Consider the following 14,864-nt stretch of genomic DNA (forward strand, 5'->3'; position numbering starts at 1 on the left):
CCCCGCCCCTACCGCCTGCAACAACCACGTAACATCAGTTCCCCATCCCTCCTATCATGTCCTATCCTCCCAAAAAACCCGAACTGCCTGCCTGGGTGTTTCTGGCGCTGCGCTTCGGCTCGGTGGCGCTGGTGGCCGTGGTGGCGTACTTTGTGGTGCGTTGCCAATAACCCGCTGCCATGCCGCTGATTGACAAGATTGCCTGGCTCCACCTGCACGAGGGCCGCGTACTGAGCACCCGCAGCCGGGGCAAAGACCGCTACTACCTGCCCGGCGGCAAGCGCGAGCCCGGCGAAACCGACACCCAGACGCTGCTGCGTGAAATCCGTGAGGAGCTGACCGTGGCCCTGCACCCGGCCAGCCTGCAGCCGCGCGGCGTGTTCACGGCCCCCGCCCACGGCCACGCCCCCGAGGTGCTGGTGCAGATGACGCTCTACGCCGCCACCTACACCGGCACGTTGCAGCCCGCCGCCGAAATCGAGGAGGTAGTCTGGCTCAGCTACCGCCACCGCCCCCAGGTATCAGCCGTCGACCAGCTGATATTCGACTGGCTGCACGAGCGGGGCGAGTTGGTGGAGTAGCCGCTTGGCAAGCGGAAGTATTACGGCGTGTACTGGACACCTCCCGCCCGCTGCCTCCGCCGACTGGCGAAACGGGCACTTATGCGTAACTTGAGTTGTAGAGGCAGCACTGTGTTACTTCACAATTTAGCATTTGTCAATTATGACGACTACTCTCGTTCTAGAGCCTACCAACGATTCTGACTTGCACTTACTGCTAAGTCTGGCGCAGCGGCTGGGCGTAAAAGCTACTGCCTCACCGGCAGCAAAGCTGTCGTTGGAGGAACGAGAGCGTCGGTTTATGGCTCTGTTTGGCGCGTGGAAATCGGAGGAAACAGGGGAGGAACTCAATAAGATGCTACGAGAATCCCGCCAGAGCAACCGCCCCGACATCGAGCTATGAGCGCCGGCTATCTGCTCGACACGAATATCTGCGTCCACTTCTTGCGGGGAGAACACCGACTCAACGAGAAGTTCGCCGCAATCGGTTTAGCACAATGCTTCGTGTCGGAAATCACCGTGGCGGAACTGCTGTTCGGGGCGGCTAACAGCGCCCCGGTTTGGCAGGCGCGCCAATGGCAGCAAGTAGCGGAGTTTCGGGAGTTGTTTGCGGAGCAGGTACTACCCATTGGACCCACGCTAGAAATAGGCAGCGTTGCGACGAAGCGGCCGGCCGATAGATGATTTCGATATTCTCATCGGCAGCACGGCGGTAGCCCACGGCCTTACACTCGTCACGCGCAATACCTGCCACTTCGCCGACCTCGTTAATCTGCCGCTGGAAAACTGGATTGATACTCCGTAGCCGCCGCCCCGCCCGCTGCCCCCGCCGCTGCCCACGCCGCTGAAGAAACGGGCGCTTCTTAAGTAGCTGCGAGCAGACGTGAGGAACCAAGTCGATTCTTCGTAGTTTTGGATAGTATGAAAATCACGCTGGAAGTCCCTGATAATAAAGCAGCCTTCATGATGGAACTGCTGCAAAGCCTGCCCTTCGTAAAAGCCATGACGGCCCATACGAAAGCCAAGCCGCAGGACGAAACGGAGTACCTGCTGAGTAATCCAGCCAATGCCAAAGCCCTGACGGATGCCATTCAACGCCTAGAAAGCGGCAAGGGTACCCAACACGACCTCATCGACGCATGAGGCTTATCTGGGACGAGGCCGCCTGGGAGCAGTACCTCTACTGGCAGCAAACTGACCGCGCCCTTCTCCGCAAAATCAATACGCTGCTGAAGGAGTGCCAGCGCACCCCTTTCGCTGGCACCGGCAAGCCCGAAGCGCTGAAAGGCGATTTGCGCAGCTATTGGTCGCGGCGCATCAACCACGAGCACCGCTTAGTGTACCATATGTAAGGTTAAACACTGTTCATTGCCGCCTGCCGCTACTATTATGGGAGGTAGCCCCCTCCCCCACCGTCCGCCGCTTTTTGGAGTTAAGCAGCCAATGGGTGAAAGCTTAATAGAACTCATGACATCCCTGCCACGTTAAGTGGCTGACAGTATTTGCTGTTTGCAGACAATTAAGTAGCTTTGTTATAATGAAAACGCCAACTCCCACTTCTGTTTGTGTAGTTAAGCCAGCTTCTCAGTCCAATGCCTCTAAGGTAACGGCTTCAGCTGTAGCAACGACCTTTCGTCCGGTGCGTCCAGAGGATTTGGCCTCTAAACGCCGGAAGGCCTATCCCTATCTGTTTTGATACCCTCAGATTTTCCGGGTAATGCTTACCCCTTTCGCTTTGTTCGTGAAGAGCCGCCCCATTCTCCGGGCGGCTTTTTGCTTGAGCGTTTTATCTGCCCCTTTAAAACGAAGAAAGGCCGTCATTATATTATTCAGGTTGAGCAGTACCAGCACCATATCTACGTGCTCAAGTTCTATCTCAAAGCGCACCGCTACCAACAGGACCCGGAACCCAAGTACTATTTCCAGACCAATGATGGACCGGCTGAGGCTATCCGTATTCTCAATACATGCCTCTCGGTGATGCTATATCTGTTAAAACGCGACCCATTGGCTTCAGGTGGATTTATTGGCACACCCAAGCCTGAAGAAGGCGAAAATGCTAGCAACGGGCAACGCTTTCGCATCTATTCTCAGTTGGCCCGCGACTTTTTCCCGCCCGAACGCTGGGACCATCAGCATAGCCCTGAAACCAATGCGTATCTTTTGCTTAACAAAACTGCGTTGGACTCCTATCCTGACTTACTCCAACAGGCTCAGCAGATGTTCCAAGCGCTGTATCCTGATTTCTCGGATGCCCTCAGTAATACATTACGCCCGATAATACCACCTGCCCGTATTGGTTAACCCGGGGTAATATTTCATTTAGTGAATATTTCAAAATGTCTTTCTCTACTTTTTTTGATGGAAATGAGCAAAATTAAGCTAATGACAAGAGAGGATAAGTTATCTAAGCTAGATGACGTGTTTAGTCCAACTGCTCCCATTGAGAAGAGAGACCTTTTCTATGGAAGAATTCAGCAATTCAATGATTTATACAGTGCTCTTAATCAGAGGGGAGCTCATGCAGTGCTGTATGGTGATAGAGGTGTAGGCAAGACCTCTTTAGCAAATATGGCTGTTACAATATTCCCAGATGTTGTTGCCTCAAAGGTTACCTGCAATAGGACAGAGGATTTTAAGGCATTGTGGGAGAAGGCCTTGAAGAAAATAAGGTTTTTCTCAAATAAAAGAGGATTAGGATTTACTGCCGAAGCCAAGCAAGAAGCGGTACAATTAGATTTCTTTCTACCAGAGAAAGATGATCTAGATTCTACTGATATCGAACATATTTTCGAAAACTTAGATAGTTCACTGTTAATTATTTTTGATGAATTTGATAGTATAACAAAGGAGGAGACTAAAACCAGAATGGCTGATACTATTAAAGCCCTATCTGACAATGTTCCTAACGTTACTATTCTGATAGTGGGGATTGGAGATAGTGTAATTAATCTATTAGGAGAACATCCATCATTAGAACGTTGCTTAATTCAGATTCAAATGCCAAGAATGTCTGATGGAGAACTTGAAGAAATAATTGATAATGGACTAAAGAAATTAGAGTTAGAAATAATAAAGAATGTAAAGGATAAAATAATAGAATACTCTTCTGGATTTCCGCATTACACACACGCAATATGCAAATCAGCAGCTCAATATGCCATAAACAGCAACTCCAACACTATATCCTTAGAGCACTTCACATATGCAGTAAAAAGGAGTATCCAGACAACGGCCCAATCACTACGAAGCTCATATCAAAAAGCCATAATTACATCTAAGGGTCCTTCTCACTTTGAGGAAGTACTAGCTGCTTGTGCCCTTTCTGACTTAGATGATTATGACTGCTTTACTAATGGAGGCACATTACTTCATTTCAAGGGCAAAAAGAAATCAAAAACAGATATGACGACTAAAGATTTGAGGTATTATTTAGATGCTTTATGCAAGGAGGAGAAGGGAAATATCTTAGAAAAGATAGGACAGGGAAGCAACATACGCTACAAGTTCATGAATCCAATTATGCGTGCTTTTATAAGATTGAAAATTTACGATAAGCGAATAGAAGCAAACAAAGTTTTTCCTTTATTAGAAGAGTAGTACTGACTTTTTGTCTATACTAAATAATCTAAAGTCGAGTTCAGTAGCCAAAACGTCAGCCCCGCGCCTCTCGCACCCCGTTTGCTAGTCCCCCCGTAGACCTTCCTATATCCTGAAGTTCTTACCTAACGACGACTAGCCATGAACTTTAATAACTATACCATTAAGGCCCAGGAGGCCGTGCAGAAGGCCACCGAGTTGGCCGGCGGCAATCAGCAGCAGGCTATTGAAACCGGCCACCTGCTCAAGGGCCTGTTCCAGAGCGACGAGAACGTGCTGTCGTTTCTGGCCAAGAAGCTGGGCGTGAACCTCAATGTCCTCACGCCCCGGCTCGATGACATCGTGGCGGCCTACCCCAAAGTAAGCGGCGGCTCGCCCTACCTGGCCAACGACGCCAATTCGGCGTTGCAGCGCGCTACGGGCTACCTCAAGGAGTTCGGCGACGAGTACGTGTCGGTGGAGCACCTGCTGCTGGGGCTGCTCGGCGGCAAAGACAGCACCGCCACGCTGATGAAGGACGCCGGCTTCAACGAGAAGGACCTGAAAGCCGCCATCCAGGAGCTGCGCGGGGGCCGCAAGGTTACGAGCCAGTCGGCCGAAGACCAATACCAGAGCCTCAACCGCTACGCCATCAACCTCAACGAGCGGGTGCGCACCGGCAACATGGACCCCGTAATTGGCCGCGACGAGGAAATCCGGCGGGTGCTCCAGATTCTGAGCCGCCGCACCAAGAACAACCCCGTGCTGCTGGGCGAGCCCGGCGTGGGCAAAACGGCCATCGTGGAGGGCCTGGCCCAGCGCATCGTGGCCGGCGACGTACCCGAAAACCTGACCGACAAGCTCGTAATGTCGCTCGATCTGGGTTTGCTGATTGCGGGCGCCAAGTACAAGGGCGAGTTCGAGGAGCGCCTCAAGGCTGTTATCAAGGAGGTAACCGACGCCGAGGGGCAGATTATCCTGTTCATCGACGAGATTCATACCCTGATTGGGGCCGGCGCGGGCGGCGAGTCGGCCATGGATGCGGCCAACCTGCTCAAGCCCGCCCTGGCGCGGGGCGAGCTGCACGCCATCGGGGCCACCACGCTCAAGGAATACCAGAAGTACATCGAGAAGGACAAGGCCCTGGAGCGCCGGTTCCAGGCCGTGATGGTAGACGAGCCGAGCGTGCCCGACGCCATCAGCATCATGCGCGGCATCAAGGAAAAGTACGAGCTGCACCACGGCGTGCGCATCACCGACGACGCCATTATTGCGACCGTGGAGCTGAGCAACCGCTACATCACCGACCGTTTCCTGCCCGACAAGGCCATTGATTTGATGGACGAGGCGGCGGCCAAGCTGCGCATCGAGCTGAACTCGATGCCGGTGGAGCTCGACGAGGTGCAGCGCCGCATGATGCAGCTCGAAATTGAGCGCGAGGCCATCCGGCGCGAGGAAAACCACGACCGCGAAGCCGTGCTCAACCGCGAGCTGGCCGACCTGAGCGAGCAGCGCGACTCGCTGAAGGCCCGCTGGGAGTCGGAGAAATCGGTGCTGACCAACATCCAGACCGAGAAGGAGAACATCGAGCGGTTCAAGCTGGAAGCCGACCAGGCCGAGCGCCAGGGCGACTACGGCCGGGTGGCCGAGCTGCGCTACGGCAAGATTCAGGAAGCCGAGGCCAAGCTGAAAACCCTGCAGGACGAGGCCGCGGCCAACAAAAACGGCGGCACGATGCTGCAGGAAGTGGTAACGAGCGAGGATATTGCCGAGGTAGTGGCCAAGTGGACTGGCATTCCGGTGAGCAAGATGCTGCAGTCGGACCGCGAGAAGCTGCTGAATCTGGAAGGCGAGCTGGGCAAGCGCGTGGCGGGCCAGACCGAGGCGATTGCCGCCATTTCGGATGCCGTGCGCCGCTCCCGCGCCGGCCTCCAGGACCCCAAGCGGCCAATAGGATCCTTCATTTTCCTGGGCACGACCGGCGTGGGTAAAACCGAGCTGGCCAAAGCCCTGGCCGAGTACCTGTTCAACGACGATAACGCCCTGGTGCGCATCGACATGAGCGAGTACCAGGAGCGCCATGCCGTGTCGCGCCTCATTGGGGCACCTCCCGGCTACGTGGGCTACGACGAGGGCGGCCAGCTGACGGAGGCCGTGCGCCGCAAGCCCTACTCGGTTATCCTGCTCGATGAAATCGAGAAGGCCCACCCCGACGTGTTCAACATCCTGCTGCAGGTGCTCGACGACGGCCGCCTCACCGACAACAAGGGCCGGGTGGCCAACTTCAAGAACACCATCATTATCATGACCTCGAACACCGGGGCCGACATCATCCAGCGCAACTTCAAGAACCTGGACGAGCAGGACCCCGAGGAAGTGGAGGCCATCATCGACCGCACCCGCGACGCGGTAGTGGAGCGCCTGCGCGAGCACATGCGCCCCGAGTTCCTCAACCGCATCGACGAAATCGTGATGTTCCAGCCCCTGAGCCGCCGCGAAATCCGCCAGATCGTGAACATCCAGTTCAAGCAGATTCAGCAGCGCCTCGAAGAAGCAGGCATCCGCCTAGAAGCCACCAACGAGGTGCTCGACTACCTGGGCGAAGCCGGGTTCGACCCGCAATTCGGCGCCCGCCCGCTCAAGCGCGTGCTGCAACGGCAGGTGCTCAACGAGCTGAGCAAGGAAATCCTGAGCGGCCACGTCAGCAAGGATGCCGTAGTAGAAGCCGTGCTGGAAGACGGCGGGGGCATCCGGTTCAATAACGTGGAGCTGCCGGCCGTGGAGTAGGTTGATTAGTTTAGAATTAGGGAGCCCCGCTGGCGTTGTGCCGGCGGGGCTTTTGTTATTTTAAAATATGATTACCGGAAGAGACTTAGAAAATCCTGCAAGCTAACGACTGCCACCCGTGGAAATTCCAGTTGCTTGAGAATCTCGAAATGTCGGTCGTTGGTGACTAGGTAATCGGCTCCGGCGGCAAGCGCAACATCCACGAATTTATTGTCGTCCGGGTCAGCTTCTATGAGTTGCCACTTATAGTAAGCTTCCTGAAAGTGCGTGTTGGGAGCTGACAGCAGGATTTCATGCACTTGCTGTGCGGTGCTGGCCGAATAGCGGCGCGTAACTTGTTCCTCGTATTCGGTCAGAATTTCATTGCTAATTACCCATTCAAAAGCATTGGCGACGAACAACTCATAAAGTTGAAAGTAGGCGCCGCGTGGGTTGATAGAAGCCAGCAAACAGTTGGTGTCTACTACCAGGCGTAGCATCAGGACGGGTCGTTGAGCATATCGTCTACATCGGCTGCCGTGTAGCCCCGTTCCTCATTCGCACGCTCCACTTCGGCTAGCATCTTCTGCGACAGGTGCGCCACAATAACGCGCTGTAGTTCAACCGTGTCTTCCTCACTCATACCGCGCTCGAACAAACGAAGCAGACTGATTTGCACACTGTTTAATTTGGTCGGCTGGTTGTCATGAGGAGTCATAGCGGTACGGGAGCTGATACGGTAACAAGATAACAAGGTCCTCTTGAAAATTGGTATCCCGCTGCAAATTGTGCACATCCAGTTTCGCCAGATTCAGCAGCGCCTCAACGAAGCTAATAGCCGGCTAGAAGCCACCAACGACGCCCTCGCTAAAAAGCCTGCAGCGCCTCGTAGAAAATCCAGGCATTCACCAGCATAAACAGGAACGACGGCAACGAGACCCAAAAGCCGTCTTTGATTTTTAGCCGGACGCCAAAGCCCAGCAGCATCAGCAGCGTGAGTCCCCCGGAGGCTACCAGTAGGATCAGCGGGACTTTGAGGCCCACCAGCAACCCCAGGGCCCCCAGGATTTCCAGCGCCCCCGTCAGTGGGCCGAATTTGGCCAGGCCAAAGCGCTTGAACTCCTCCTGCAGCTTAGGCGACACGAAATTCCCTACGCCGTAGCCCAGAAAGGCGAGGCTCGACAACCAGATGAGCACCGTTGTAAACGTGCTCATGCGCCGATGAGCCCGGCATGCGCGGCAGCTACGAACAGCGACAATAGCAGCAGCAGAAACGAAGGCACATACTTGGAGAGTGGGTTGCGCACCTTGATGTGGGCCAGCTGCGCGCAGACCATCAGAAAGGCCATCAGCAGGGCCGGCACCAGCACCAGCTTCGGGTACCAGATGCCCGCTACCAGCAGCGTGGCCAGGGCTATTTTGCTGGCCCCCAGCATATTACGAACCAGGTCAGGCAGGCCATACTGCTTGAATTCGACCACGATGTTATCGAAGCGGAAAACCCATACGATAACGATGGAGACGGCAATGATGAGTTGCGCGAGGGTAACCAATGTGTGCATGGGAGTAGCGTATGTGGTGCCGAAATAGTAAAGCCCGGTACACAGGCAACTCCGCAGCAACCAATTAGTTATCCCAGGCCCTGCGGGTGGCCGGAAAAACGGTTTGGGCCGGCAGCCGGCCCGGGGCCATCCCCAATGCCAGGTCGTCTTGGTTACCGCGTGGGCGGCATCAGCTGCTCGCGCTCCATTTGCTGCCGCAACGCTTCGCGGATATAGGCGGCCTCGGCAAAGTGGTTGCTGTTCAGCTGGCTGCGGTACTTAGCCGGAATAGGCTGGCCGGCGGCGTACGCCTTATCGACGGCCATCAGATGGCCCTTGTTGAACTTGGTGGCATGAACGATGAAGCCGACCACCGTACCGGCCAGCACGGCCACGCCCAGCGGCGGCGAAATAGCCTCGTCGGCCACGATAGTTTGGCCGTAGCGGTCGGTGGAGGAAAGCGGAAAAGTGAGCGACAGGCCCGCAATAAGGGGCACAGCGTACAGCCAGCCGGCATAGCGGCGCTTCCGGAAAAGGCTCAGCAGCGCGCCGGTGCTGTCGGCCACGCCGGCGCGGGGCTCGTAGCGCGGCAGGTACCAGCCATTGAACAGCAGCACCGCACCCGAGTCGGGCGAGGCGGTTAAGGCAGCGGCTGGCGCCGGGGCCGGGGCAGCGGGGGCAGTTTGCGCATAGCTCGCCGTAGCGGCCCAAAACAGCAGCGCAAGTAATAGTAGAAAGCGCATGGGTTATTTGGCCGGAACGACTGGAATCGGCTTGTACTGAATAATTGGCTGGCTGAAAAAGCGCGGCTTAAGTCGGCGGCGTACCGCGGCCGGCAGCGGCTGGCCGGCTGCATAGCTGGTCAGTGTTTGCTCCAGGTTGCTGTTGCTGAAGCGTACCAGTTTACTTACGCCGTAGCCCATAAACGGCAGGGCTACCAGCAGCGCCTCACCCACGCCGGGCCCTTCCTGCTGCACGGCATAGGGGCCGCTGCCTACAGTCGAGCCGCCGGCCGTGGCGATGCGCAGGGCCGCCAGCGCGCTGCTGGCTATCCAGCTTGCGCCCCCACCCTGCCGCCGGCCATACAGGTTGATAAGTGCCTGAGCCGTGTCGTTTTGCAGGTACTGGCTGCGCAGTTTCTGCTTGAGCGTGGCGTCGGCGAGGCTACTCTGCGACAAGTCGTCCTGGGCGTGGGCGGCCAAACTGATCAGGCTCAGCAGAAGGCCTGAAATTAGTGAGCGAGCGAACATGAATAGAAACCAAAGAGCTAAAAAACCGCTGCAATATAGAACATATCCCCGGTGCCTGCACCCTCAAAATATCCTATTACAACGCTCCTCAGCAACCTGCCAGGCAACGGATAGCCAGTACAGGATAGCACTGCCTTGTCGCCCTACCGCCCATACACCGGATTTGGAGAGTAAAGTCCAGGCGAACCCGCACAGTAACGGTTGGCAAGCATCCGTAAAGACCCGTAGCGGAGCAGGTAGCACAGTTTAGGCGTCCGGCACAGGCATCCTCAGGAGGGCCAGAGCGGCAGTAATGGCAGTATTTTTAGTAAGAATTGAAAAAATGCACTTAAAACAGTATAAACATCATTGACAAGTACAGTATATGTCGGATATTGAGCAGAAATACACTGCTGTCTGCTGCTCCTGATTGACTTAGTACAATTCCTGCGCATCTGTTCCGGAGCTGTGCTGCAGGGCCGGTTGTAGTTCACCGGCCAGATGGCATCCGGTGTTGCTTTTTCTCAGTTCTCTTATTATCTACATGAAAAAAACACTACTTTCTTCGAAAACCGCTATGCCCCGGCAACTGCTGGCAGGCTGGCGGCCGGCACTACTCCTGACGCTAGGCCTGCTGCCGGTACTACCTGCTGCCGCCCAGCAGCGCCCCCTGCTAAAGCCCGTCGATGTAGCTACCCGCCTGACGCTGCCCGTACTGGCAGCCGCCCCGGTGGCAGCAGCCCCGGCCGCTCCACGCACTGCGAGGCGCGGCCCGCTGGCTGCTATTGCCTCTACGGCCACGGGCGGTAACTGGAGCGACCCCACCTCGTGGGTTGGTGGCGTGGTGCCAACCGCCACCGACGATGTAACCATTGTGGACGGCGCAACCGTAACGCTCGACGTGGCGGCTACCGTGGCCTCGCTCACGGTGGCCGGCGGCTCGCTTCTTAGCTCGGCCGCTACAGGCTACAGCCTGGCAGTGGCAGGAAGCGTCACCAACAACGGTACCCTCGACTTGAGTGCCACCCCGGCCATCGGCTCCGATTTGCGCTTCACCGGCGCGGGCAACGCAACCTTTGGCGGCACCGGCACGACCGATCTGCAGACCATCACGCTGGCCAAAGCCGCACGGGCCGATGTAGTGGAAATGAACCTGCCGACGCTATCGGTGAAAGGCAGTACCACCAGTGGCGATGGTTTCCTGCTGACGCGCACCACAGGAGCCACGCCGGCCGACGATATGACCGGCACCCTGAAACTATCGGGTACAGCTACCATCAGCAGCAAAGTATTTGGCAACGCGGCCTCGTACAGCATTCCGGCTACCGGAGGCTTCTGGCTGAACAACCCCAACTTCACAGTAGTTGCCCAAAACGGCACGGCTACCGTTAATGGCCTGGCCCGCCTGTCGGCCGGCTCCTACAACGTGGGCACGGCGGCCGGCAACTCCCTGTTTCTGGGTAGCGGCTCGGCCCTGACGGTGGAGGGCGGTACGCTGACTGCGGCCGGACGCGTTACCTCGTTTACCTCGGCTACAGCGGCGGCGGCCACTACGTTCACGCTCAGCGGTGGTAGTATCAATGTGTCGAATGTGGGTAATACTTCGGGCGCGCCTTCTTTTGGCATCAATGGAACTACCACCATCTCGGGAGGCTCGATCAACCTGGTGCAGCGCAGCACCGCCACCACACCACTCGACTACTATGTGGCGGGCACATACAATTTCAGTGGCGGCACATTGAATGTGGGCACGGCTGCCACCGCCACCAATTTCGACTTCCGCATCCGGGGCGGCGCACCAAATCTGGTGCTCGACAACACCACCAGTCCTAAAAGCGCCTTGCTACAGGGCCAGACCAACGTGTTTGGCACGGCCCTGATTACTGCTGGTAGCAACCTGAATCTGAACGGCCAGTTGCTGCTGCAACTCGGCCCGGGCATCACCAACAACGGCACCCTAACCGGCACCACCACGAACAGCACGCTTTACTTTGGCGGCAGCACGCCCCAGACGCTTGGCGGCAGCGGTACGTTTACCACCCTTCGGACCCTGAGCCTCGATAACATTGGCGGCGGGCTGACGCTGAACGCTCCCCTGACGACGCTGCGCGTGAACATGTTTACAGGCGACCTGAACGGGGCCGGCAACCTGACTGTTGGCGACGGCACGCCCGCTATTTTCGCCATACAAACCGGCGTGACGGGTAATACGGGTACAAGCGGCTCCCTTACATCCGCCCCAGTGTTCAACGTGGGCAACGGCGCCCTCCAGCTTGTGTATGCGGCGGAAACAGCCAACCGAACTACTGGCTTTGAAGTGCCGGCAACCCGTATCGTCGACATTATAACGGTACTGAATCCGGCGGGTGTAACGCTGGCGGGCGGCCAGCTTACCGTTAATACCAGCGGCGTATCGAACGGCACGCTGACCCTGGCCAACGGCGTATTTACTACATCGGCGGCCAATCCTCTGGTACTCGGCACCGGTGCTCCTACTTTTCCTACGGGTTCGGGCGCGAGCTATGTAAACGGTCCGCTGGGCATCATCGTGAACAGCGCTACGCCCGTGAGCCGCACGTTTGCCGTGGGCGACGCCACTGGCTGGCGGCCGGTTGTGGTAACCGGCATCACGGCCGCCACCGACCAACTGTTCACGGCTACCGTTGTGAAGGCGGCTACCGGCGGGACGCTTTCGGGTGGGCTTTCGAACCTGAACGCCACCCGCTACGTGCGGCTTGAAAACTCGGTGGCCCTGCCGGCTACGGCCCGCGTGCAGCTGAGCTACGGCGCCGACGATGAGCTCGGCGACCCCGCTACGGCAATAGTCGCCCAGTCGGCTACGGCGGGTGGCAGCTACGCCAACCTTGGTGGTGCTACCGTTGCCACTCCAACTACCGGCATCATCTCCACCCAAGACCTGACGCCCGGCAACGATTTCTTCGTTCTGGCCAACACTGAGGGCGGCACGCTGGCTACCTCGGTGGCTACTGTATGCGCTGGCACCAACACCGGCACGCTCACGCTGAGCGGCACTACCGGCACCGTAACGGGCTACGAGGCCAACTCGGGCAGCGGCTTTGTGGCCGTAGCCGGCACCAACACCGGCGCTACCTACACCTTCAGCAACCTGACGGCCACTACTACTTTTAGGGCCGTACTCACGACGGCCGATGGCCGCACGGTGTACTCGGCTCCGGTAACGGTTGTGGTGACTCCGGCTACCACGGCCACGTTCTCGTATGCCACCGCTTCCTTCTGCCAAAGCGGCACCAACCCCACACCCACCATCACGGGCACGGCTGGCGGCACGTTCAGCAGCACGGCCGGCCTCAGCCTCGATGCCGCTACCGGTGCCATCAACCTGAGCGCCAGCACGGCGGGCACGTATGTGGTAACGTATACCGTAGCGGGCACCTGCGGGTCTTCGGCCACGTTCAGCGTTACCATCACGACTCCGGCCACGGCCGGTTTCAGCTACGCAACGGCCAGCTTCTGCACTTCGGCTACCGGCACCGTAACGCCTACCCTGGCCAGCGGCGCTACGGCCGGCACGTTCAGCAGCACCACGGGCTTAACCATTGATGCTGCTACCGGCGCCATTACGCCCGCCACCAGCACGCCCGGCACCTATGTGATAACCAACTCAGTAGCCGCCTCGGGGGCCTGTGCAGCCGTTACGGCTACGTTCAGCGTTACTATTACAGCGCCGGCTACGGCGGGCTTCAGCTATGCTAGTGCCAACTACTGCGTGGGCGCCACCAACCCCAGCCCGGTACTGGCTACCGGCGCTTCGGCTGGTACGTTCAGCAGCACAGCGGGCCTGGTTATCAGCGCTACCGGCGTTATCAACCTGAGCACCAGCACACCCGGTGTTTATGTAGTAACCAACTCGGTGGCTGCTTCGGGCGCCTGCGCGGCCGTTACGGCTACGTTCAGCGTCACCATCAACGCCCGTCCGGCCCAGCCAACGGTATCGGTGCAGTACAGCGGTCCGGTTACCACGCTCACGAGCAGTGCGGCCACCGGCAACCAGTGGCTGCTGAACGGTGCTGCCATTGCCGGTGCCACCAACCCAACATACGTAGTGAACTCGGCAGCGCAGCTGGGCTCCTACACTGTAACGACGACCAACGCAGCCGGCTGCACCTCGTTGCCCTCGGCCCCGCTCGTCATCACAACCAGCAACCAGCCGCTGGCCGGCTCTTCGCTGCAGCTCTACCCCAACCCCACCACCGACGGCCGCCTGACGGTGAAGCTGGGTGGCTACACCAAGGCCGTGGAGCTGACCGTGTACAATGCCGTGGGCCAGCTGGTGCGCACCCTTACGGTGCCCGCCGGCCGCCTGGAGCAGCTGCTCGACCTGAGCCAGCTGCCCAGCGGCGTATATGCACTGAAAGCCCGCACCGAAGGCGGCCTCGATGTACGCCGCATTGTGAAGGAATAGCCTGAGCGGTTTTCCGGCCTGTGTAAGGAGCCTGCCGACATCTGTCGGCAGGCTCCTTTTTTTGAGGCTAGGCGATGTCGTCGGGTTTCGGATATTTGCCCGCTCATTGCTTTTGATACCCGCATGTCTGTTTTTACCACCTACCTCCAGCTCGGTTTCTTTCACATCTTCAACCTGCAGGCCTACGACCACCTGGTGTTTCTGCTGGCCCTGTGCGCGCCCTACGTGCTGCGCGACTGGCGGCGGGTGGTGCTGCTGGTAACCAGCTTCACGGTGGGCCACTCGCTCACGCTGGCCCTGGCTACCCTCGATCTGGTGAACTATTCGCCCCAGCTGATTGAAACCCTGATTCCGGTTACCATCATCCTCACCGCCCTGCTGAACCTGGCCCGCGCCGGCCGTGCCGCCCTGCGCCGCACCGAGCCGGCCGCTACTACCGGCGGGCCGCTGGTGCTGGCGCTGCCCAACCTGCTGGCCGTGGGCTTCGGTCTGATTCATGGGTTGGGCTTTTCGAGCTACCTGCGCGAGCTACTGGGCCAGCAGCGCCGGCCAGTGCTGGAGCTATTCAGCTTCAATGTGGGCGTCGAGCTGGGTCAGCTGCTGATTGTGGGCCTTATTCTGGCCCTGGGCTACGGCCTGATCCGGGGGGTGGGCGTAGACCGGCGCGACTGGCTGCTGGTGAGTAGCGGAGCGGCCCTGGGTATTGCGCTGGTGTTGCTGGTGGGTTAACGAAGTAGGGGCGGGG

The 14,864-nt window shown here is 58.0% G+C and carries 17 protein-coding genes; 11 read left to right on the forward strand and 6 right to left on the reverse strand.

The features are described from left to right. Positions 1-179: 179 nt before the first annotated feature. The 9 genes from J7E24_RS16295 (at position 180) to clpB (ending at position 6,926) form a co-directional block, all read left to right on the forward strand. The gene (locus J7E24_RS16295) at positions 180-581 is read left to right on the forward strand and encodes an NUDIX hydrolase (protein ID WP_215139182.1); all 402 of its coding nucleotides are present in this window, start codon (positions 180-182) and stop codon (positions 579-581) included. Between the two features lie 142 nt (positions 582-723). Continuing rightward, on the forward strand, positions 724-963 hold the full coding sequence (locus tag J7E24_RS16300) for a hypothetical protein (RefSeq protein ID WP_019947450.1): 240 nt from the start codon (positions 724-726) through the stop codon (positions 961-963). Next, on the forward strand, positions 960-1,244 hold the full coding sequence (locus J7E24_RS16305) for a PIN domain-containing protein (protein ID WP_251047238.1): 285 nt from the start codon (positions 960-962) through the stop codon (positions 1,242-1,244). The genes J7E24_RS16300 and J7E24_RS16305 overlap by 4 nt, the downstream gene beginning before the upstream one ends. Beyond that, on the forward strand, positions 1,216-1,365 hold the full coding sequence (locus J7E24_RS17710) for a hypothetical protein (protein ID WP_251047242.1): 150 nt from the start codon (positions 1,216-1,218) through the stop codon (positions 1,363-1,365). Before J7E24_RS16305 ends, J7E24_RS17710 begins: the two co-directional genes overlap by 29 nt. A 116-nt stretch (positions 1,366-1,481) precedes the next feature. Further along, positions 1,482-1,703 carry a hypothetical protein gene (locus J7E24_RS16310; protein WP_215139183.1) on the forward strand — a complete coding sequence of 74 codons (222 nt, stop codon included), beginning with the start codon at positions 1,482-1,484 and terminating at the stop codon, positions 1,701-1,703. After that, positions 1,700-1,912, forward strand: a complete 213-nt coding sequence (locus tag J7E24_RS16315; RefSeq protein ID WP_215139184.1) for a Txe/YoeB family addiction module toxin — start codon at positions 1,700-1,702, stop codon at positions 1,910-1,912. The genes J7E24_RS16310 and J7E24_RS16315 overlap by 4 nt, the downstream gene beginning before the upstream one ends. A gap of 340 nt (positions 1,913-2,252) precedes the next feature. Continuing rightward, positions 2,253-2,864, forward strand: coding sequence for a hypothetical protein (locus J7E24_RS16320; RefSeq protein WP_215139185.1), 612 nt, complete (start codon positions 2,253-2,255; stop codon positions 2,862-2,864). 57 nt (positions 2,865-2,921) lie between these two features. After that, complete coding sequence (locus J7E24_RS16325) at positions 2,922-4,160, forward strand: AAA family ATPase (protein WP_215139186.1); 1,239 nt, start codon at positions 2,922-2,924, stop codon at positions 4,158-4,160. 141 nt (positions 4,161-4,301) lie between these two features. Beyond that, positions 4,302-6,926 (forward strand): ATP-dependent chaperone ClpB, encoded by a 2,625-nt coding sequence (gene clpB, locus J7E24_RS16330; RefSeq protein WP_215139187.1) that lies wholly within the window; start codon positions 4,302-4,304, stop codon positions 6,924-6,926. Positions 6,927-6,997: 71 nt separating this feature from the next. Here the strand turns inward: clpB and J7E24_RS16335 are convergent, their stop codons facing one another. The 6 genes from J7E24_RS16335 to J7E24_RS16360 form a co-directional block, all read right to left on the reverse strand. Further along, a complete protein-coding gene (locus J7E24_RS16335) occupies positions 6,998-7,405 on the reverse strand; it encodes a putative toxin-antitoxin system toxin component, PIN family (RefSeq protein ID WP_215139188.1) in 408 nt (135 codons plus the stop codon). After that, positions 7,405-7,584 carry a hypothetical protein gene (locus J7E24_RS16340; RefSeq protein WP_215139189.1) on the reverse strand — a complete coding sequence of 60 codons (180 nt, stop codon included), beginning with the start codon at positions 7,582-7,584 and terminating at the stop codon, positions 7,405-7,407. The genes J7E24_RS16335 and J7E24_RS16340 overlap by 1 nt, the downstream gene beginning before the upstream one ends. 188 nt (positions 7,585-7,772) lie before the next feature. Continuing rightward, positions 7,773-8,120, reverse strand: coding sequence for a DoxX family protein (locus tag J7E24_RS16345; protein ID WP_215139190.1), 348 nt, complete (start codon positions 8,118-8,120; stop codon positions 7,773-7,775). After that, on the reverse strand, positions 8,117-8,467 hold the full coding sequence (locus tag J7E24_RS16350) for a DoxX family protein (RefSeq protein ID WP_215139191.1): 351 nt from the start codon (positions 8,465-8,467) through the stop codon (positions 8,117-8,119). The genes J7E24_RS16345 and J7E24_RS16350 overlap by 4 nt, the downstream gene beginning before the upstream one ends. Before the next feature lie 152 nt (positions 8,468-8,619). Further along, on the reverse strand, positions 8,620-9,189 hold the full coding sequence (locus tag J7E24_RS16355) for a hypothetical protein (protein ID WP_215139192.1): 570 nt from the start codon (positions 9,187-9,189) through the stop codon (positions 8,620-8,622). 3 nt (positions 9,190-9,192) lie between these two features. Next, the gene (locus J7E24_RS16360) at positions 9,193-9,696 is read right to left on the reverse strand and encodes a hypothetical protein (RefSeq protein ID WP_215139193.1); all 504 of its coding nucleotides are present in this window, start codon (positions 9,694-9,696) and stop codon (positions 9,193-9,195) included. A gap of 523 nt (positions 9,697-10,219) precedes the next feature. On the opposite strand from J7E24_RS16360, the gene J7E24_RS16365 reads away from it, so the two are divergent. Both J7E24_RS16365 and J7E24_RS16370 read left to right on the forward strand, forming a co-directional pair. Then, a complete protein-coding gene (locus tag J7E24_RS16365) occupies positions 10,220-14,119 on the forward strand; it encodes a beta strand repeat-containing protein (protein WP_215139194.1) in 3,900 nt (1,299 codons plus the stop codon). A 123-nt stretch (positions 14,120-14,242) separates the two neighbouring features. After that, positions 14,243-14,848, forward strand: coding sequence for a HupE/UreJ family protein (locus J7E24_RS16370; protein ID WP_215139195.1), 606 nt, complete (start codon positions 14,243-14,245; stop codon positions 14,846-14,848). The last annotated feature ends 16 nt before the right edge of the window (positions 14,849-14,864 follow it).

Origin of the sequence: Hymenobacter sp. ISL-91 (assembly GCF_018613725.1) — a bacterium.
Taxonomy (GTDB): domain Bacteria; phylum Bacteroidota; class Bacteroidia; order Cytophagales; family Hymenobacteraceae; genus Hymenobacter.